The organism is Streptomyces sp. NPDC052016 (assembly GCF_044548445.1).
Taxonomy (GTDB): domain Bacteria; phylum Actinomycetota; class Actinomycetes; order Streptomycetales; family Streptomycetaceae; genus Streptomyces.
The window spans coordinates 613,385-630,565 of sequence record NZ_JBIUBX010000001.1 but is presented as its reverse complement, the minus strand read 5'-3'; the positions used below and the strand labels follow the sequence as shown (position 1 = coordinate 630,565).

Below are 17,181 nucleotides of genomic sequence, written 5' to 3'. Positions count from 1 at the left end.
TTGTTGACGCCTTCCCGGCACAGCGCCTTCACAGCACTCCCTCCCCGCCCGCGCGGCGGCTCAGCAGCCCCACGAGCTTCCCGCCGGGGGTGTCGTGGGTGGTGGGCGGTGTGTCGGGCAGCAGGACCTCGCCCGCTTCCAGCAGCGCCTTCGCTTCACGTAGGGAACGGCGCGGATCCTGACGCGGATCCTGGCCTGTGAGCCGTGCGGGCACGGACGAGGTATCCGACGGCACGTCCTTCAGGCGCACAGCCACTTCGGTGCCCCGGTCGCCGGGTGCGGGTCGGATCCGCGTCTCGATCCGGTCGCCGTACTCCTGCAGCGGCGTCGGCAGTCTGTCGGCCTGGATGTCGGCAGGTGAACAGTTGATCGTCACCGTGAGCCAGCGGTCCGCGGCCGCCGGGTCCGCCGAACGTGCCGTCGGGCGCCGCACGGCGACGACGGCGCCCGCGGTGAGTCCCGCGGCGGCCGCCCACCGGGATTTCCGGAGCGTCATGGACGGTCACATCCTCGGATGATCAGGTACGACGGGTGAGCGGCGTCCAGGGCGATCAGGCCCATGCAGAAGGGAGCACGGGTGCGCGCGGTCATGGTGGGCCTTCTCTCTCGGAGCGCGTCGCGGTGCGCGGCGAGAACCCCGACCCAGGCGTGCAATCTCCCCGACGTCCGATGCCCACGCCCTGCCGATCCGCCGGCCGTCGTCCGTGTCCCGGACGAGCGCGACGCTGAGCTGCTCAGCCGCGGGCCGGTGTGGACCAGTCTGTCCCGACCTGATCAGCTGTCCTTGCCCATCGCCTTGCGGACGGCGTCACGAGTCCGGTCGATCACGGCTGCCACGGGTCCGACGGCGACATTCTCCGCCGCCGTCTCGACTCCCGGATGCGGGCGGGTGGGCGCCATGGCCTCGGCAGCACGGACAGCCGTGGCCATCATGGCAAGCTGCTGCGCTCCGGCCTTCTCGCGCAGCCGGGGGAACTCGTACTGTTCCTCCGAAGCCGCGTGCTGGAGAACGTCCGCGCGCAGTTCCCGCAAGGCGGGCATGAACCCGGGGTCGTCGGGGTTCATGTCATCGAGCCGGCTCAGCTTCTCCTTGGCGGCCCTCTCCTCCTCGAGACGGTCGTCGACCACCTGCTCACCGTCCTGCAGGAGACGGCGGGCTGCAGGGTGCACCACTTCCTCCTCGGCGGTCTCGTGGACGGCCAGTAGGCGGACGAGCCTGCGGAATGCCTCCGCCCGGTCGTCGGCAGTGGCGTTCTCGACCTCGGCGAAGAGATCACGGATGTGGTTGTGCTGCTGCCTCAGCAGTGCCACGACGTCGTCTTTCTCGCCGGCGTCGTCGAGGTGGGGCATGGCGTCGGTCAAGAGATTCTCCTTTGGGGGTGCAGTCCCGAAGCGGCGTCGGGCCGCAGACAGCGGGCACCTGGGCTTCGTCCAGGTTCTCCCTGGTGACAGGCGGCCGCGACCGCGCGGGGCCGAACGGCGCACATGATTGCCCAGGGCGAGCAGCCGGGATCTCGACCTCGCACGGCACCGGGCCGGGTCCCAGGAGGGCCGGCCGTGGAGGGGACGTCGCGATGAGCGTGCAAGACCGGAGCACCGAGCTGCGCCGCGTCGCCCGGGAACGGTTCGGGTGGAGCGACCTGGCCGCTGAGCAGACGCGGGAACCGGGCCCTTCGCTGTTCGTCGTCGACGAGGCCCACAGCGTCTCCGCCTGGGACACGATTTCCGTCCCGACCACCTGAACCCGGGCGAGGCCGCCGATACGGCTGGGCCGCCCGCCAGCGTCGAGCACCTGAACATGCTCGAGGCCCACGTCGTGACGACCGGGACCGACCGGCCCACCATCCCTCTGGCGGTGCGCACGTTGACCGACGACCCAGCCAAACGCGAGACCGTCGCACGTTGGACGGCCCAGGCGTGTGCCCCGGGCATCCTCTACACCGCCAGCCGCGAGGACGCCGAGACGTACGCAGGGCGACTTCGGCAGGACGGTGTGGACGCCGAGGCGTACCACGCGGGCATGAAGGCAGCCGACCGTCGCCGGATCCACGACGGCTTCATGGCCGGCGCTCCCGCCGTGGTGGTGGCCACCTCCGCGTTCGGGACGGGCATCGACAAAGCGGACGTACTGTTCGTCGCCCACGCGTCCGTCCCGGAGTCCGTGCGCCACGCGGAGTGGGGTGCAGGCACCGTGATGCGCACGGAGGAGGACCGCCTCGTCGTGCTGCTTGAGCAGGTCGGCTACAAGACGCTGTCCCTGACAGCAGTACAGGAGGGCGACTTGCTGACCGGCATCTGATGCGCCTGGCGATGGGGCCGAGCACCAGGTGAAAACACCACAAACGGTGTGCCGCGCCGCATTGGGGTACCCGCCCCCGGACACTGTCGGCAGCCGCTGGGGCGGACGGGCGTTGGGGCCGGTCCGCGCAGAGGAGAGGTCCATGCCCGAGACGATCAAAGAGCAGACGGTTGAGCAACTGGGCGGCCCGAGCAGCGTGCTGGCCCGGCAACGCCGTGATCATGCCGAGATGGACAGGTTGATGGACCGCTATCAGACCCTGGCGGACGGCGAGGACCGCGAACGGGTCCTGCAGGAGACCGTCCAGCTCGTCTTCAGTCATGCCTTCGCCGAGGAGACCGTGCTGTGGCCGACCGTCCGGCGCTCGGTCGAGGACGGGCACGAGTTGACCTCGCGGGTCGAGGAGGAACATCAGCAGATCAACGATCTTGTCGCCGACATCGAACGGCTGAATCCAGGTTCTTCTGAACGTGACAAGAAGGTACGGCGGGTCTTCGCGCTGATACGGCAGGACATCCGCGACGAGGAGGACCTCGTGCTGCCCCGGCTGCAGGAAGCGCTGCCCACTGCGCAGCTGCGCCGGCTCGGCACGGCATGGGACACGGTGCGACGCAGCGCGCCCACCCACCCCCACCCCGTCATCCCGCGGCGCCCGCCCGGCAACGCGGTCCTGGGTGTGCCGCTCGGTCTCTACGACCGGATGCGCGACGCCTTCGGACTGAGCATGTCCATGGCCGCTGCCAAGAAGGTGTTCACCGGGCTCGCCGGGGTCCTGATGCTGGTCGCGGCCGTCGCGATGCGCCGCAAACGACGTTGAACCAACCGGGTGCGGCGCTCAGCGCCAAGGGCACCACGGGCAGGCCGTCGACGTCGGCACGCATCTTCTGATCGGGAGGCATCATGTCCGTGTGGTCATGGGTCCGCGAACACCTGGGGGGTCGCACGACCGAGCCCTCCGCAGAGGTCCGTTCGGGTCGGTCGGAGGACACGGGCGGTAAGCCGGACACCGACGCGGCGGACCGGCACAGCACGACGGGCACGACGCCCAACGACGTCTTCGTGGGCCGGGTCGCGGGCGACGACCCCGGCTACCTGGAGACAGGCGCCGAAAAGCGCGCCGCACCGGACACCGGAGAGGGCGACGAGACCGCGACATCGACGTAGGGAAGACACAAAGTGGGAGCAGGACGGCTCGCTGACCTTCCGCCGTTCCTGCGCGAACGACATCTGCGGCTCGGACGCCATGCGGATCAACGGCCGCAACCGGCTGGCGTGCAAGACACTGATCGAAGACATCAACCCGGGCAAGCCCCCCATCACAGTCGAGCCCATCAAAGGGCCTGACCGTACTCGAGGACCTGATCCTGGACACGGAGCCGTTCTGCCAGGGCTACCGGGACCTGATGCCGTTCCTCGTCACGACCGGCAACGAGCCCACCCGGGAGCGCATCCAGTCCGCGAGGACACGTCGACTGCGCGACCAAGTGCGTCCTGTGCGCCGCATGCACATCGTCGTGCCGGTCTCCTGGACCGACCAGGGCCCGCAATCCGGTGGCCACCAGGTCGCCCTCCGCGCCAACGTGCAGGAACGCGCCCGGTGGAGAGCCTCGCGCCCTCGCATCGCCAATCCGACAGCCCGGGTGGAACCGGCTGGCCGCCGCCGGGCAACGCCGCCAAGGTTTGGCACCCGACAGGCATGTCACAGCGACGCCAGCCGCAATCGGCACGTGCTCCGAGCACCGAGGCCCGCAGAGCCGTCACGTCCTGGCCACCGACGCCAAGGCCGCGGCACCGACCGCGGGCGGGGCCGGCCCTCTGCCAGCGGAGTGCTGGAGTACAGGGTGGATCACTGCGCCTCGCAGGCGATGCCGTCACCGTCCCGGTCAAGGCGATCCGGGTCGCGGGAGCCGCACCATTATGTGCCGTTCGTGGCTTGCAGGCGGCGACAAAGGGCACCCGGCATGCGCGGATCGGCGTCCGCCGCGGGCACCGGGGCCGCGAGTCGGCGCTGGGATGGCACAGGGAGACAGGATGACGGCCGAGGCGATGAAGGCGGTGCGGCTGGTCGCGGAGGCCGCGGCGGGCGCTCCCGGCGAGGAGGTTCCCCGGCGGGTGTGCGCGGCGGTGTGCGAGGGGCTCGGCGTGGACGGTGCCACCTTGTCGTTGCTCACCGACACCCCCTCCCGCCAGCTGCTCGCCGCCTCGGACGATGCAGCCCTGCTGCTGGAGGAGATCCAGTTCACGGTGCTGGAGGGGCCCTGCATCAGTGCCGCGCAGACCGGCGAGCCCGTGGCCGTGGACGACCTGCGGCAGGAATTGACGCCCTGGCCGCTGTTCGGGGCGGTGGCGTGCGAGAAGCTGCCGGGGGTGGGCTCGGTGTACGCGCTCCCCCTGTTCTTCGGCGACTACGTCCTCGGGACGGTCGACCTGCTGGCGACGCGGCCCCACGCTCTCGGTGAGGACGCCCTGGACCGGGCATCCCTCGTGGCCGACGCGGTGACGGCGGCGCTCATGCCCACCCGCGAGATGCTGCTCACGGGGAACGACACCCCGGCGTGGGAGCCGGAGCAGGTAATCCGTGCCCACTGGTTCGACACGTCGCGTGCCGTCGGAGCCCTGGCGGCCCGACGGCGGATCAGCCCTGAGGACGCCCTCGCCCTCATGCGCGCCGAGGCCCTCCGCACCGGCAGGTCATTGCCGGACATCACCACGGACATCCTGCGCGACCCGCCCGGTACGCCGTAGGCGCGCGGGTCCAGAGCAACTGCTCAGCCGACCGTCAGCAGGTCGTGCTCCCGGAGAACCGCCAGAGGCAGCGTCCTGAAGCCGACCTGCTCGAGGCGGGGGCACCGGATGCGACGACCAAGGTCGGCGTCGGACTCCAGCAGGGCCTTGACCTGCTGAGGCGTGGTCATGCCGGTGCGTCCTGCTCACGGATACGCCGCGCTAGGATCCGCGCTTCCCGCTGATCGCGTCGATGAGCTCTTCCTTGCGCATGGCGTGAACACCGCTGAGACCCTTGTCGCGGGCCATGTCGCGCAGCTCGTCCATGTGCATCTCGCGGAGTTGCTCCTCGGAGACCTCCTGGGAGGCCTCAAAGGTTCCGGTCGTCTCTGCCCCGCCGCCGCCCATGGAGGCTCCGGCAGGCGTCGTCGCGCTGGGCGGTGACGTGGGATACCCCTCGCCGGCGTCACTCGAGCCCATCTGCTCGGCCAGCCGACCCAGCAGCTGTTCGGTTTCGCGGCACTCCTTCGCGGACAGCTCGAAGTACGGGGTGCCCTTGAACTCCTCGGCAGCGTCCGCGCTCGCGCGCAGGACGGTGCGGGTCGCCTCGATGATCACCATCGTCGTCGGCGCGTCGTATCCCGTCTGGCGGGCCAGGATCCGGGCCGCGACCGTACACAGGTCGGCGCAGTCGTTGTCCAAGCGCACGCACTTGATGGACATCACGATCTTTTCCGGGTCCTGCTCGGCGGCGGCCGCGTCGGCGCAGGTCAGGCAGACGCCGGCGCACTCGTACAGCTTGTCGACCGCCTCACCCAGCATCTTGGGCGGCATCCCGGTCTCGGCGGGGTAGGCGTCGAGCAGCTTCTCGACCAAGGACATGGCATCCTCCGTACATCAGGGTGGGGTCGGAAATGTCCCTTTCGCATGATTCGCGCCATGGGTACCCACACCTGCGCTCGCCACCCTCTCCGACGGTGTGTAGCGGGCCTGGGATCTCGCCGACACTGTGCTGTGCCGAGCCGGGGCGGCGTGGGAGAGACAGGGCGACACGGTCGGGGTACTTTCCGCGCACCGGCGCCCACCGGGACGCCGACTGCCGCCCGACCGGGCGGGTGAAGGCGGTCGTGGCGGGTACCCGCCAGAGCATGATCAAGCGCGCACTGTGGCAGGGGTTGCTCGCCGGTACCGCCGGAGGCGTCGTGATGACCCTCGGCGAGAAGGTCGAGCAGGCCGTCACCGGCCGGCCCGACTCCCATGTTCCCGCGCGGGTCCTGCAGCGGCTGACCGGTCTGCCCGAACGACCCGGCCCGCAGCCGCTGCCGGTCAACTGGGGCATGCACTACGGCCAGGCCGCCCTCCTCGGGGTGCTCCGGTCGGTCATGGCCCAGGCCGGACTGCGCGGACCGGTCGCCTCCGCCAAGTTCGCCGTCGTCCGCCTCACCAACGACCAGATTCTGGAGAACGCGACCGGCGTCGGCGCCCCGCCGCATACCTGGCCCCGCAAGGAACTTGTCGTGGACCTGCTACACAAGGCCGTTTACGCCTTCGCCACGGGTGCCGTCGCCGACGCCCTGGCCGCCCGCGGCGGCCCGGGCCCCGGACAGCGCCACGCCGCCGCCCGCCCCGGCCGCCACGCCCACGTCGGACCGCTGCCCCGCAGGCATGCCTACGGGGCATGAATCCGGCAGTCGCCGCCGAACGGCGCGTCGGGAGCAGCCGTCCGCGCGGTGAGAACGGGAGCCGCTCGTTCATCGTCGGCCGCTCCTGATGCCCCCGTACTCCGCGCGGTACTCCGCGCGGGGGACGAACGCAGCCAGGCGGTGATCCATCCGGTCTGCATCGCAGCATCAAGGAGGTACGTCGGCGGATCCGCCCCTTGGATACGTAGACCAGATCGACGACCAGCAGAGTCAGGGAGGTACTCAGCCCAAGCCCAATGCGGCGGGCGTGGGCCGGGCCCTGTGCGTCCCCGGCCGCCGCGAGCTGGGCGACGCCGGCGGAGGCGAGCAGTCCGCCCGTCGTCATCTGCAACCACACGTCGGTCTTCGGGCCGAAGACCCACTCAAAGCTACGCAGGTGCAGCAGGGGCCACAGTCCGCCCACGATGTCGAAGGCACCGTGCGCGACCGCGAGCGTGTGGGCGGGCTCCCGCACTCCGGTTCTGCTCAAGGACATCCCCTCCGTAGGTTCCGGCCGGGTATGACTGCCCAGGCACCCTCACTCCGGGCAGAGTTCGACCGTCGTCGTGACCCGGGTGACGGAGGGGTTCCTCGGTGCCGAACCGAACCCGAAGCGCACGGGCGGCTCGACCGGTGCCATGGCCCCGAGGTCCGCGCCCCCGTAGTCGGCCGAGACGGCACGGATCGGCAGCAGGTCCCGCGCGCCGTACCACTCCCGGCGGCCCCGGCCGGCGCTGCCGCGGGTGCGCACGCCGGGCAGCAGCAGGCGGGCGGGCCGGTCTGTCAGCGCGCTCCATGCCGGACGGCGGGCGAGCGCGCCGGGCACGGTCCGCAGCGCGAAGCCCAGAAGCCCTCGTCGGCCGGTGGTGAAACGCAGGTCGAGTGGCCCGGCGGTGACGGTCCAGGCGTTGTCCGTGACGCTCACCTCGACCGGGACGACACGGACCGTGTCGAAGACGTAGGTGCCGCTGATGAAGTCCGCTGTCTCCCGCGTGGGGGCCAGCAGCAGCCTGTCCCCGTCGACCCGCTCCAGCATCACGTCGCTGAACGCCCCGAAGGGCGAGCCCTGCCAGTGTCCGAGCACGATCCGTGTGCCGGAGGAGGTGCCCATGCTCGCGATCCAGCCGTCGAAGCGCACGCGCGGGCGTCGCGTGACGGCGCCGGAATGCCGTCGAGGGGGGTCAGGAAGACGGGGAGACGCGCTCTGGGAGGCACGGCCTGGAGGGCCCGAGCCGTACATACCTGACTCCTTCCGAGAAGTGCACCAGACGTTCACCGACGGGGGCTTCCCGGAGACCCGCCGCGGCGGTCAGCGTCTCCTCCAGTACATCGACGCCGGCGTCGGCCAGCGGCCACGGCTCGTGCTCGACGGGCGTCTCCCAGAGCATGCCGAGCCGGCGGGTGTACGCCCGCCAGCGCGAGGTGAGCCACACGTCCCGCTCCGCCGGCTCGATCGGGTCGCCAGGCCGGACGACCAAACGGTAGGAGGCGTCACCGATCCATCGGGTACCGGAGTACGAGACGGTGTCCCCGTCCGTGGACACGCGGAGGGTGCCCGGATTGTACGGTGCGCCGATGGCGCGGGCCGCCACCATCGGGGGGAAGGCGACCTCGATGGAGAGGAACCAGAGCCCGTCCCGGCCGTCACGATGCCGTACGTACGTGCGCAGGTTGGTCTCCGCGAACGTCGGCAGGCCGGGCAGCGAGGCGGGAACACCGGGTGGTCGCACGTCCGCCATGACAAAGGGAGTGAGCCCCACCCACGCGGCCCCCTCGTACTCGTCCACGACCAGTCCCCCGGGCAGGAGCGCCTGAACCGCATCGGGCCGGAACGGCCAGTGGACGAACGTCTGCGTCAGCCAGCCCGCCCGCAGCGCCGGCAGGCGCACCCGCTGCTCTGCTCCGTATGCCACCACGGGCGTCGGGTCCCCCGCGCACGATCGAAGGAAACCAAGGGGGCCCGGCACGGCGGGCGGAACGCCGCCCGGCCAGGTCATGAAGAGGGCCAGGACGCCGGGCGTCCGGCGAAACGCCTCGCCCGGCTCAGGGAAGGTAGTAGGTCTGCCGCAGGAACGCGGCCGTGTCCCGCAGGGCCTGGGTATAGCCCGCCTTATAGCGCGCGTCCGTGTCGGTGCGCCGGCTTTCGGCCTCCGCCCACTGGTCGAGGTGGAGGGCGATGTCGAGGTGGTTGCGGTAGAGCGTGCCGTGTTCGCCGTCGAGGGCCGCTCGTGTGCGCTCCTGGTCCCAGTCCTCCAGCTCGCCGGTGTCGAAATCCAGCAGTTCCTCATCAGGTCGCTGCACGGTTTCCTCCTTCGTTCCCCTCAGGCGAGGACGAGCAGCCCAGTCGTCCCTCCCAGGTACCCGTCATCGGATCACAGTCGCGTCTGATGACCGGCTTCCAGACGACGGACTTCTGGGTGACAGACAGCAGTAGCGTCGCGTCTCCTCGGGGTCTGCCCCTGCACGAGCGTGTGGGTGGTGTCCACCCTGACCGCCGAACAGTTGCTGTGGCCGCGAGCAACCCGGATCGCCATGGGCGCGCTCGCGGCACTGGCCGGCGCGGACGCGCTGCGTGAACTTCCCTGGGCGTGGTCCGGAAGACTTCCGCTACTGCCGTTACAGCGGTACAGCCGGTACAGCCGGTACCGCCGGTACCGCCGGTACGGACGGCCGGAACTGACGGGCCGTCCCTGACAATCGGGCCGACAGTTGCCGCAGGGGGCCGTGGCGGTCCGCCGGTAGGGACGACTTTTCCGGTGACGGTTCGGACTCCGCCAGGCTCAGCGCGTCGGCGGCCCGAGTGGGCGGGTGGTGGGCGGCGGTGCGGGCGACGACGGTTCGTTCGACGGCAGCGAAGCCCTCGGCCATGGGCGCGCGGCCGGGCCCGGCCGTCGCGGGTGCTGGCCGCCGAGGAACTCCCCGAGCCGGCAGAGCGACCGAACGCGGTTGATCTGAACCGGGTCTGGCGGGAACGCTGCGCGCAGTTTCTGTCCGGCGACCATATCGCCGTGCTGGTACGGGTGAACCCTGAGCGGCGGGAGGACCTGCTGAGCACCGTGGTGGCCGTCCGCGCCGCGGAACCCGACACAGACGGCTGGCTGCGGCTGGAGGTGACGTTCCAGGATCTGCGACACGCCGAGTGGGCGCTGTGGCAGCTCAGCACGGACGCGGAAGCCTTGGCCCCGGCGTCACTGCGCACTGCCCTTCGCGACCGCGCCGCCGCGATTGCCACCCGCTACGAGGCCACGGTCCTCGACGCGGCCATCAACGAGTTGCTGTGACCGGCACACTCGAAACACGCCCCAAAGAGCGCGCGCGTCACGTCCACCGGAGGCGCTGCCCAAGTGTTGAGTCGACACCCGCGGGTGTCCACTCCCCTCCTCACTGCAATGTGTGGATCGGTCCGCGGCCGACGTGAAAGCCGGACAGGTGAAGCAGGGCGCCGATGACATCCCGGCGGTCGGGGCGGTAGCCGTCGGCGACCATGCCCCAGGCGATGGACCCGGCGCCGACGATCCCGCCGTAGCCGGTGAGGATGCGGCCGAGGTTGTCGTCGTGCTGCCAGGTGGCGACCACTCCGTAGAGACGAGGGCGATGACACCGGCGCCGATCCGGATCCAGCCCTTGTGCTTGAGGATGCCCTGTCAGACCGACCAGGCGCGTTGATCGCAAAGAGCGCGGCGAGGACGCACAGGGCAACGGAACGCCCGACGACCGTGCGGGTGACCTTATCGGCGGCCCGCATTCGTGATCTGCACGCGGTCGGCGGATGCCCGGCAGGCGCACCCATCCCCCACCAGCGGTTTTGTGGAGCGCAGGAGCAGGAGCGGCGGCGACGTCCCAGCCACCAGGTTCCATCGGCGAGCTGCTTGGGGGCCAGACGCTCGTCGATCGCCGCGACCGGGTCGGCAGGACATGGAGGTCGTCCGGCCGCGCGGCCAGCTGGATGCGGAGCTGGCGGTTCGGGCGGCCTTGCCGGCGGGCCCGCTCAACGAGTCCAACCCGGGCTCGACGTTCGTACTGTTCCCTTGCAAGTCCTACTGTTCAGTCTCCAGGCTGGCTGGGAACCGGGCCGCCCAGCTGTTCTCGGATCTGCTGGAGAGCGGCCCGGACGATGCCAGGGGACGCACAGTGTGGGTGCTGCGAGCTGGAAGGCACCTTCTCCGGACTACGTCGCCTTGGGCGGTTCAGGGCTACGGCCGGTCAAGGACACGATGTAGGCGTAGCTGTGCCGCTGGTCAGCGGGGTGTGGCGGCGGGGCGTACGAGAGGTCTGACCGGGAGGCGGCCGCGGACGCCCGGTCGGGCCACGCGACGCCCGATCAGACGGTCCCCGCCTTCCACCGCTGCCCCCCGGCCGCGCTCACCGGCTCCAGCGACAGCCCGTCCCCGGCCCCGCCCTTCGGCGTCACCGCCGTCTCCACGGCGATGGCGGGCCGGATCACGCCGTCGCCGTCCACCACGAACTTCAGGTTCTGGCCGTTCCGCCCCTCCACCGAATCGCACGTCCAGATCCCGACACCGCGGTCCGTCGAACCGCGGCTGTCCAAGCAGTACTCGGGATCCGCGGCCGACTGCAGGACTCCGCGCGCGGAGTCGACCCGCCAGCGTTGTGTCCGGGACGAGGTGCAGGGCGATGTGACCACGTCGGTCCCCTTGAAGAAGGCGCCGCCCACGTCCAGGCAGAGACCCGAGGCGATGTGCACGACCTGGGCGTAGGCCCCGCCCGGCGGGTGAGCGGAGGAGGGCGGCGGCTTGGGGTGTGCCGTCCTGGTCGGCGTCGAACTCCTCGTGGGGGTGGGGAACGCGGAGCTCCGCGACGGTGTCGGCAACGGCGACGGCGAGAACGTCGACGGGGGAGCCGACACCGTGGCCGTCACCGTCACCGGCGGCACGCTCACCGGAGCGCCGACCGCGCCCACCGGATCCTGCGACGACGAACCGCCCTGCGCCGCCAGGAACAGCACCAGCGGCAGCAAGGCCACCCCGAGCGCACCCGACACCAGCACGAACCGGCGGCGATCCCGTGGCCGGCCTCTCTCAGGACGGCTCCTGTCCACAGCGAGGCCGACGGCCTCCCGCCCTCCCGCGCCACCGGCCGCGTACGCCGTCCCGCCCCACGGCAGCAGCCCCTCCGCCAGCGCCGTGCGCGGTGTGTCCCGCAGGGCCGACAGTTCCTCGTACGCCGTCGTGCAGTGCGGGCAGCGCGCCATGTGGGCGTGCAGGTCGGCGCTGTCGCGCGGGCTGTCCGGACGCACCGACTCCTCGATGAGGCGGCCGAAGTCGGTGCAGTCGGGGTCGTCGGAAGAGGCGAGGCGGGTGCGCAGGCAGGCGCGGGCCAGTTGCTGGAGGGCCGGCCCGGTGCCGTACGTCACGTCCTCGTGCGTGAGGCCGAGGAAGCCGGCCGTCCGCTCCACCGGCTCCCGCTCCACGATCCCGTACCAGATCAGGCCCTGCAGGCGGGACGGCAGGGTCTGGAACGCCGTGAGCATGGGCGGGATTGCGCCTGAGGGGCCCGTCGTGTTCAGGACGAGCAGCAGGCCCGCGTCGAGGCCCGCGGCCCGCTCGTCCCCGGCCCATGTCCCGGCCGACCGGGCGGTCAGCAGCAGGAGCCGGTGCCGCCAGGGGAGGCCGGGATCGACGCCGCGCGCCGCCTGACGGGTCGCGAGCGTGAACGCCTGGGCCGCCAACTGCCGTGCCAGGGACTCGTTCGGAGTGCACTGGCGGGCGTATGCGAGGACAGGTGCGTGGTGGCGGGCGCGGAGTTCCTGAAGCGCCGGATACGCGGTGACCGTATCGGCGCGCAGCAGTTCGGTCAGCCGTGCGTCGGATGCGCCCGCGTGTGTCCCCCGGCCACGGTCCCCACCGTCGTCGGCCCCAGTCATCAGCCTGCCTCCTTGCAGCCTTGCCACCCGCGCAACGTCCTAGCCTACCGGCGGGTATGACGGCTCATAGTGGAGGAAGAGGGGCCTCGGGGAAAGGGTTTCTACGGGTAACCCGTGAGCTGCCGGTGAACGGCCGGGACGCACTGTGCCCGGTGTCCGCCGGGGATACGGAGGGACACCGGGCACGTGCAGGTCAGCGCGAGGGGGGCGTCACGACGGTCGATGAAACGATCATTCCTCGACGTCACCTGCATCACCTCCGGCCGACCTCGTCGGACTGGTCTTCCAAGTCAGGACTGTTCGAATAACCGGCGAGGCGTTCAAGGATCTCGTCCGCGGTCTTCGTCCACACGTAGAGCCTGGGTCGCTGTTCCATGCAGCGATACAGGCACGGACGTCCTTCTCCAGCCCCTGGACGCTCTTGTGGACGCCTCGCCGTATCTGCTTGTCGGTCAGCTCGGCGAACCACCGCTCCACCAGGTTCAACCAGGACGACCCAGTAGGTGCGCCACATGGCTTGTCCTGACCGTCGGTGTCCCTCACCTTGCAGTCGAAGTGGCGCATGTACGCGTCGAACTTCGCCGCCGTCTTCGCGGCGTCCTCGGTGCAGTTGTCGGACATGATGAATAACAACGCCAGCCCGGCCTCCGGGGCATCGAGGACGATGTCGGCCCACGCGCATCCCTTGCCGGGGTTCTTTCACGTGCCGGTCGCCGGGAGGTGACTTCGGTGGCGGAGGAAGTGATGGTGCCGATCCCGTCGGGCGCGTCGACACAGGCCTGGGCGGCCGCGACCGCGTCGGCCGGCTCACCGGCCACCAGGTCCAGGTCGGGCTTCGGGCGGCCCGCACCCCGCCGCTCTGGGGCACGCCGCCCCTCTGCTCCGGCTCACGGTCCAGCTCGAGTCCGGCGGCAGCCCACGGCTCAGGCGCGGCGGCCGGGAGGCGCAACGGCCGCGGGCAGCGGTCGGCGGACAGCCGGCGGGGCAACGCGGACAAAGCAGCGGCAAGGCGCTCGGGGGCGGGGCCCGTCTGAGTGGGGCGGTCAGTCGACCGCGCGCAATACCAGCCGCACAACGCTCATGACCCCTCGCCCGACCCACCCGAGCAGTCCTGTCTCCACGGCCAGCTCGGCAGCGTCCGCGGCCGCATCCCCCCGCTCCGACTGGGAAGAGCACCGGGAACAGGAACGAGGCCAACGGCGCTTGTGGGCACCGCACTTCCTACATATCGCCATGGCCTCATTCTCTCCTTTCCTGCGGACCGCCCATACACGCCAAGCCCTGCCCGCCTGGTTCTGTTCACCGGTTCCGCACGAATGAGGTGGGCTTGGACAAGCGCAGGTCCGTCGTGGCCCACGGTCCGTCCACCCACTCTCAACCGACCGCCTTCAGGGAAGGTGCAGCTCCGCCAACGGGAGGGGGCGGGTGCTCAGGCGCAGGACCAGGCCGACATTCCTTGGAGGCGGGCCAGGCGTTTGGCCACGGCGATCTGTTCCTTGCGGGTGGCCAGGTCCGCGCGCGGGGCGTACTGGAGCCCACCGGCCGCGGCCCAGCTCGACTGTGTGAACTGCAGACCGCCGTAGTGGCCGTTTCCGGTGTTCGCCCGCCAGTTACCGCCGGATTCGCATGCGGCGATGGCGTCCCAGTCCGGCCCCGAGGCGTTCGACGGGGAGGCCACCGCCTGCGTGGGCATGCCGAGAGCAGCCGCAGTGACCAGGGCCGTCAGGACAGTGCGGATCCAGCTGCCGTGAGCCCTGCGCCCGCCGCCCGCACCAGTGTTTCGTCTGCTAGTCATAGAGAGACTGTTACTCCACGCGACCGGGGGACGGCATGTCGGCAGCCGTTTCCTTGCGCCGGACGGGCGATACTGCGCCCGTCCTGCTGCTCGGAGAGTATCCGGACGCATCCACGCCGACTGGCTAGCTGGCTTCAGCCGAAGGCGTGGGCCCCCCGACGCCACCACGAGGTCCCCCGGCCACAGGACAGGTGAACAGGCGTCAGTCCGTCGACTCGCTCCCAGCGGCCCGAGGTCCGCGCCCACGCGGTGAGGTCCAGGCTAGGCGGTATTCGTACCAGCGGGGCCTTACAGCCACCGGCGGCGAGCAGGCCCGCGACCCCCTCGGTGCCGCGGGCCTTGAAGCTACGCACCGGATTCGCTGTCTCGAGCTTGATGCTCACCGCGCACCCGAGGCCGGGCTCCAGCGCCTCACAGCGGTACGGCGCAGTGTCGAGACGTATCGGGTCACTGACCCGGCGAGCCGCCCGGATCCGAGCCGTGTCGAGACGCGTCTCCTGCACGACACAGCAGCGTAGGGCCACCAGCGGAAGCAAATTACAGATCCTACGAACCGGTCGAGGCGGCACAAGCAGCGCTCACTCTACGGGATGGGGGACGGCCAGATGCTGCTCCGCAGCCCGAACAAGCTCGCAAAGCGCACGGCCCTCACGACGTATCCGCGTCGAGCACGGCATCTGCGGCGTCTGCGTCGATGACGACCTGGTGGGCTGTGGAGTAGCGGTCGTTCTTGGACTGTTCGGCGATCGTGCGGTCGCAGGTCGGCACCAAGATTCCGCCCACGATCAGCACAGTGTCTTACGGAACTGCCTTCGCTGCCGGAGTGCCAACAGTGGAACCGAGGTGGTCGATGATCCGGTCTGCGGCCGACTTGGAAAGCCCGAACAACGGAGCCGGCTGTCGTATCGTCAAGGTAGTGCGCCAGTATGCCGTGACCAGCAGGACTCGGTCCTCCAGCGGCAGACTCCAGGGACGCCCGCGCTGTTGATCTGCAACTTGCTCGCGTCTTACGTCTGTTACCAGCTTGGCGAAGCAGCGCGGGCTCAGCCCCGTGAAAGGCTCTCTCCAGGCCCGCACCGACGCCGTGACCACACCAGCCACAACGCGATCGTTTCACTTTGGGAGAAGCAGCTCACGACAGGCTTTGGATCACGCAGCAGCAACCCCCGACGCCTTGCCCTCCGGCGCGGACACCAGCCGCAACCACCCCGGTTGCCCGGCGGCGGTGCGGGCCGGGGCACCCAGGGTGCGCCCGGCCCATCCCCAGAACTCCCCGCCCGGCTCGGCAGTCGTGCGGGGTGAGCACGCTGGAGGTGTTGATGGCCGTACCGGCACCGTGTAGATGGGTTCGCCCAGATCGGCAGAGCGTTACTCCTCAGGGACTCGCGCCCGTGGCGGTAGGGGTGCCGAGGCGGTTGATGTCGGGGCTGCGGAGGACGTGGGGGCCGCGGCCGTCGAGCCCCACGGTGGCGATCATGGCGCGTCCCAGGTGCTCGGTCGTCGTCGTGTGCCGGGGCGCCAGCCGGTGCAGGGCGGGGTAGAGCCACGAGGTGAGCCGGTACATCCAGCGGTAGGCCGCCGTTCGGGAGACCGCGCCCCGGCGGGGGCGGATGTATCCGGGCCTGAACAGGTAGGCGCGCAGCGGCATGGCCAGCAGTGCGTTCTCGGTACGCCCCTTCACCCTGGCCCACATCGAGCGGCCGGCCTCCGTGCTGTCGGTCCCCTCGCCGGACACGTAGACGAAGGTCAGAGAGGGGTTGTGCGCGCTGACGGCGCGGGCGGCGGCCAGGGTGTAGTCGTAGGTGATCCGGGTGTACTCCTCCTCGCTTCGGCCCGCCGCGGAGACGCCGAGGCAGAAGAAGCAGGCATCCAGCCCCTCGAACCGGCCCTGGATCGGCGTGAAGTCGGTGAAGTCCGGGTGCAGGACCTCGCGGACCTTGGGATGGCGCAGGTTCAGCGGTGTGCGTCCGACGACCAGGATGTCGTCCACCCGTGGGTCTTGGAGGCAGGCGTCGAGCACGCCGTGCCCCACCATGCCGGACGCTCCGAAGACGGCCACACGCATGGTCACCCCTCCGTCCGGGCCAGGGTGCCCGCGATCAGGGTGGCCAGCATCTCTTCCAGCGTGGCAGTGAAGTCCATGCGCAGGGCCGCAAGCGAGGGATCCGCCTCGTACGCGGCGAGCATGGCCGCGGAGGGCCGGGCGTGAGTCCACACCGCGCCGGTCACCATGATCGCCTGGGCGCACAACCGATCGGCGTGGTCGCCCAGTTCTGGCAGGTGGCGGCGGGCCAGGGCGGCAAGGGCGGCGACGTTGCCCAGGGCGGACCGCTTGTAGCGGGCGGCGACGTCGGCGGAGACGTTGTGTTCCAGGACGCCGGCCTGGGCGCTGAGCAGGTCGCACAGCACCCGGTTCTGCACGAGGGAACGGGTCAGGACGGCGGCGAACGCCGGACCACGCTCGAGCACCGGAGCGTCCGGGGCGATCGCGGCGTCCAGCTGTGCGGGGAGCTGGGCCGTCCACTGCTGCCAATGGTGGTCCAGGAGTTCCAGCAGGACCGCCTCGCGTGACTCGAAGTACCGCAGCACGTTGGACTTCGCCAGACCCACGCGTCGGCTCAGCTCATTCAGGCTGACCGCGCTGACCGGCATCTCGTCGAGCATCGCCGCCGCGGTGTCGAGGATCGCCCGCTGCCGGATCTCGCGCTGCTCCTCGCTGCGCGCCCGCTGGAAAGTCGCCATGCACCCATCTTACAGACTGCCGGTCTTTTGACATCAGACCACCGGTCTCTTATCT

At 70.5% G+C, this 17,181-nt stretch carries 17 protein-coding genes and 8 pseudogenes; 9 read left to right on the top strand and 16 right to left on the bottom strand.

What is annotated here, in order from left to right; translation table 11 throughout:
• Positions 1–28 precede the first annotated feature (28 nt).
• Both ACIHAR_RS02995 and ACIHAR_RS02990 read right to left on the bottom strand, forming a co-directional pair.
• Positions 29–496 carry a hypothetical protein gene (locus ACIHAR_RS02995; protein ID WP_400016238.1) on the bottom strand — a complete coding sequence of 156 codons (468 nt, stop codon included), beginning with the start codon at positions 494–496 and terminating at the stop codon, positions 29–31.
• 278 nt (positions 497–774) lie between these two features.
• Positions 775–1,350: a hemerythrin domain-containing protein gene (locus tag ACIHAR_RS02990; protein ID WP_400016352.1), complete on the bottom strand. Its 576-nt coding sequence runs from the start codon at positions 1,348–1,350 to the stop codon at positions 775–777.
• A 224-nt stretch (positions 1,351–1,574) separates the two neighbouring features.
• Here ACIHAR_RS02990 and ACIHAR_RS02985 point away from each other — a divergent pair, with 224 nt between their 5' ends.
• The 5 genes and pseudogenes from ACIHAR_RS02985 to ACIHAR_RS02965 all read left to right on the top strand — a co-directional run.
• Positions 1,575–1,742 carry a hypothetical protein gene (locus ACIHAR_RS02985; RefSeq protein WP_400016236.1) on the top strand — a complete coding sequence of 56 codons (168 nt, stop codon included), beginning with the start codon at positions 1,575–1,577 and terminating at the stop codon, positions 1,740–1,742.
• Between the two features lie 56 nt (positions 1,743–1,798).
• The gene (locus ACIHAR_RS02980) at positions 1,799–2,299 is read left to right on the top strand and encodes a helicase-related protein (RefSeq protein ID WP_400016234.1); all 501 of its coding nucleotides are present in this window, start codon (positions 1,799–1,801) and stop codon (positions 2,297–2,299) included.
• A gap of 142 nt (positions 2,300–2,441) precedes the next feature.
• Positions 2,442–3,116: a hemerythrin domain-containing protein gene (locus ACIHAR_RS02975; protein ID WP_400016233.1), complete on the top strand. Its 675-nt coding sequence runs from the start codon at positions 2,442–2,444 to the stop codon at positions 3,114–3,116.
• An 83-nt stretch (positions 3,117–3,199) separates the two neighbouring features.
• A complete protein-coding gene (locus ACIHAR_RS02970) occupies positions 3,200–3,463 on the top strand; it encodes a hypothetical protein (RefSeq protein ID WP_400016367.1) in 264 nt (87 codons plus the stop codon).
• Positions 3,464–3,473: 10 nt separating this feature from the next.
• Positions 3,474–3,817, top strand: a pseudogene (locus ACIHAR_RS02965) (2Fe-2S iron-sulfur cluster-binding protein); the annotation flags it as partial.
• Between the two features lie 328 nt (positions 3,818–4,145).
• Here ACIHAR_RS02965 and ACIHAR_RS02960 read toward each other — a convergent pair.
• A pseudogene (locus tag ACIHAR_RS02960) lies at positions 4,146–4,193 on the bottom strand (excalibur calcium-binding domain-containing protein); the annotation flags it as partial.
• Positions 4,194–4,330: 137 nt separating this feature from the next.
• Here ACIHAR_RS02960 and ACIHAR_RS02955 point away from each other — a divergent pair.
• Entirely contained in the window at positions 4,331–5,044 is a 714-nt protein-coding gene (locus tag ACIHAR_RS02955; protein WP_400016350.1) for a GAF and ANTAR domain-containing protein, read from the top strand.
• 23 nt (positions 5,045–5,067) lie between these two features.
• Here ACIHAR_RS02955 and ACIHAR_RS02950 read toward each other — a convergent pair whose 3' ends face one another.
• Positions 5,068–5,214: a hypothetical protein gene (locus ACIHAR_RS02950; protein ID WP_400016231.1), complete on the bottom strand. Its 147-nt coding sequence runs from the start codon at positions 5,212–5,214 to the stop codon at positions 5,068–5,070.
• 31 nt (positions 5,215–5,245) lie between these two features.
• Positions 5,246–5,905, bottom strand: a complete 660-nt coding sequence (locus ACIHAR_RS02945) for a Rho termination factor N-terminal domain-containing protein (RefSeq protein WP_400016228.1) — start codon at positions 5,903–5,905, stop codon at positions 5,246–5,248.
• A gap of 266 nt (positions 5,906–6,171) precedes the next feature.
• Between ACIHAR_RS02945 and ACIHAR_RS02940 the strand changes: the two genes are divergently transcribed.
• Positions 6,172–6,705, top strand: coding sequence for a hypothetical protein (locus tag ACIHAR_RS02940; protein ID WP_400016226.1), 534 nt, complete (start codon positions 6,172–6,174; stop codon positions 6,703–6,705).
• Between the two features lie 538 nt (positions 6,706–7,243).
• On the opposite strand, the gene ACIHAR_RS02935 is transcribed toward ACIHAR_RS02940, so the two are convergent.
• The 3 genes from ACIHAR_RS02935 to ACIHAR_RS02925 form a co-directional block, all read right to left on the bottom strand.
• Positions 7,244–7,816 (bottom strand): hypothetical protein, encoded by a 573-nt coding sequence (locus ACIHAR_RS02935; RefSeq protein WP_400016224.1) that lies wholly within the window; start codon positions 7,814–7,816, stop codon positions 7,244–7,246.
• 70 nt (positions 7,817–7,886) lie between these two features.
• Positions 7,887–8,621, bottom strand: coding sequence for a YqjF family protein (locus tag ACIHAR_RS02930; RefSeq protein WP_400016222.1), 735 nt, complete (start codon positions 8,619–8,621; stop codon positions 7,887–7,889).
• A gap of 127 nt (positions 8,622–8,748) precedes the next feature.
• On the bottom strand, positions 8,749–9,006 hold the full coding sequence (locus tag ACIHAR_RS02925; RefSeq protein WP_365468785.1) for a hypothetical protein: 258 nt from the start codon (positions 9,004–9,006) through the stop codon (positions 8,749–8,751).
• 165 nt (positions 9,007–9,171) lie between these two features.
• On the opposite strand from ACIHAR_RS02925, the pseudogene ACIHAR_RS02920 reads away from it, so the two are divergent.
• Both ACIHAR_RS02920 and ACIHAR_RS02915 read left to right on the top strand, forming a co-directional pair.
• Positions 9,172–9,399, top strand: a pseudogene (locus ACIHAR_RS02920) (hypothetical protein); the annotation flags it as partial.
• Positions 9,400–9,590: 191 nt separating this feature from the next.
• Positions 9,591–9,986: pseudogene (locus ACIHAR_RS02915) on the top strand (helix-turn-helix transcriptional regulator); the annotation flags it as partial.
• A gap of 100 nt (positions 9,987–10,086) precedes the next feature.
• On the opposite strand, the pseudogene ACIHAR_RS02910 reads toward ACIHAR_RS02915, so the two are convergent.
• From ACIHAR_RS02910 to ACIHAR_RS02875, 8 genes and pseudogenes are all read right to left on the bottom strand, one after another.
• A pseudogene (locus tag ACIHAR_RS02910) lies at positions 10,087–10,450 on the bottom strand (YnfA family protein).
• 576 nt (positions 10,451–11,026) lie between these two features.
• Positions 11,027–12,589, bottom strand: a complete 1,563-nt coding sequence (locus tag ACIHAR_RS02905; RefSeq protein WP_400016219.1) for a ricin-type beta-trefoil lectin domain protein — start codon at positions 12,587–12,589, stop codon at positions 11,027–11,029.
• A 253-nt stretch (positions 12,590–12,842) separates the two neighbouring features.
• A pseudogene (locus ACIHAR_RS02900) lies at positions 12,843–13,093 on the bottom strand (IS630 family transposase); the annotation flags it as partial.
• Positions 13,094–14,018: 925 nt separating this feature from the next.
• On the bottom strand, positions 14,019–14,384 hold the full coding sequence (locus tag ACIHAR_RS02895; RefSeq protein WP_365468808.1) for a transglycosylase family protein: 366 nt from the start codon (positions 14,382–14,384) through the stop codon (positions 14,019–14,021).
• A gap of 209 nt (positions 14,385–14,593) precedes the next feature.
• Positions 14,594–14,887 (bottom strand): annotated as a pseudogene (locus ACIHAR_RS02890) (threonine dehydratase); the annotation flags it as partial.
• Between the two features lie 181 nt (positions 14,888–15,068).
• Positions 15,069–15,485: pseudogene (locus tag ACIHAR_RS02885) on the bottom strand (transposase family protein); the annotation flags it as partial.
• A gap of 274 nt (positions 15,486–15,759) precedes the next feature.
• Positions 15,760–16,449 (bottom strand): epimerase, encoded by a 690-nt coding sequence (locus tag ACIHAR_RS02880; RefSeq protein ID WP_365468811.1) that lies wholly within the window; start codon positions 16,447–16,449, stop codon positions 15,760–15,762.
• A 2-nt stretch (positions 16,450–16,451) separates the two neighbouring features.
• Complete coding sequence (locus ACIHAR_RS02875; protein ID WP_400016215.1) at positions 16,452–17,126, bottom strand: TetR/AcrR family transcriptional regulator; 675 nt, start codon at positions 17,124–17,126, stop codon at positions 16,452–16,454.
• Between the last annotated feature and the right edge of the window lie 55 nt (positions 17,127–17,181).

What these genes read in the sequence shown, in the direction of transcription:
- ACIHAR_RS02995 (WP_400016238.1), bottom strand. Translation starts at nt 496, where the DNA reads ATGACGCTCCGGAAATCCCGGTGGGCGGCCGCCGCGGGACTCACCGCG.
- ACIHAR_RS02905 (WP_400016219.1), bottom strand. Translation starts at nt 12,589, where the DNA reads ATGACTGGGGCCGACGACGGTGGGGACCGTGGCCGGGGGACACACGCG.
- ACIHAR_RS02950 (WP_400016231.1), bottom strand. Translation starts at nt 5,214, where the DNA reads ATGACCACGCCTCAGCAGGTCAAGGCCCTGCTGGAGTCCGACGCCGAC.
- ACIHAR_RS02875 (WP_400016215.1), bottom strand. Translation starts at nt 17,126, where the DNA reads ATGGCGACTTTCCAGCGGGCGCGCAGCGAGGAGCAGCGCGAGATCCGG.
- ACIHAR_RS02975 (WP_400016233.1), top strand. Translation starts at nt 2,442, where the DNA reads ATGCCCGAGACGATCAAAGAGCAGACGGTTGAGCAACTGGGCGGCCCG.
- ACIHAR_RS02880 (WP_365468811.1), bottom strand. Translation starts at nt 16,449, where the DNA reads ATGCGTGTGGCCGTCTTCGGAGCGTCCGGCATGGTGGGGCACGGCGTG.
- ACIHAR_RS02980 (WP_400016234.1), top strand. Translation starts at nt 1,799, where the DNA reads ATGCTCGAGGCCCACGTCGTGACGACCGGGACCGACCGGCCCACCATC.
- ACIHAR_RS02955 (WP_400016350.1), top strand. Translation starts at nt 4,331, where the DNA reads ATGACGGCCGAGGCGATGAAGGCGGTGCGGCTGGTCGCGGAGGCCGCG.
- ACIHAR_RS02945 (WP_400016228.1), bottom strand. Translation starts at nt 5,905, where the DNA reads ATGTCCTTGGTCGAGAAGCTGCTCGACGCCTACCCCGCCGAGACCGGG.
- ACIHAR_RS02990 (WP_400016352.1), bottom strand. Translation starts at nt 1,350, where the DNA reads ATGCCCCACCTCGACGACGCCGGCGAGAAAGACGACGTCGTGGCACTG.
- ACIHAR_RS02935 (WP_400016224.1), bottom strand. Translation starts at nt 7,816, where the DNA reads ATGGGCACCTCCTCCGGCACACGGATCGTGCTCGGACACTGGCAGGGC.
- ACIHAR_RS02895 (WP_365468808.1), bottom strand. Translation starts at nt 14,384, where the DNA reads ATGACTAGCAGACGAAACACTGGTGCGGGCGGCGGGCGCAGGGCTCAC.
- ACIHAR_RS02940 (WP_400016226.1), top strand. Translation starts at nt 6,172, where the DNA reads ATGATCAAGCGCGCACTGTGGCAGGGGTTGCTCGCCGGTACCGCCGGA.
- ACIHAR_RS02985 (WP_400016236.1), top strand. Translation starts at nt 1,575, where the DNA reads ATGAGCGTGCAAGACCGGAGCACCGAGCTGCGCCGCGTCGCCCGGGAA.
- ACIHAR_RS02970 (WP_400016367.1), top strand. Translation starts at nt 3,200, where the DNA reads ATGTCCGTGTGGTCATGGGTCCGCGAACACCTGGGGGGTCGCACGACC.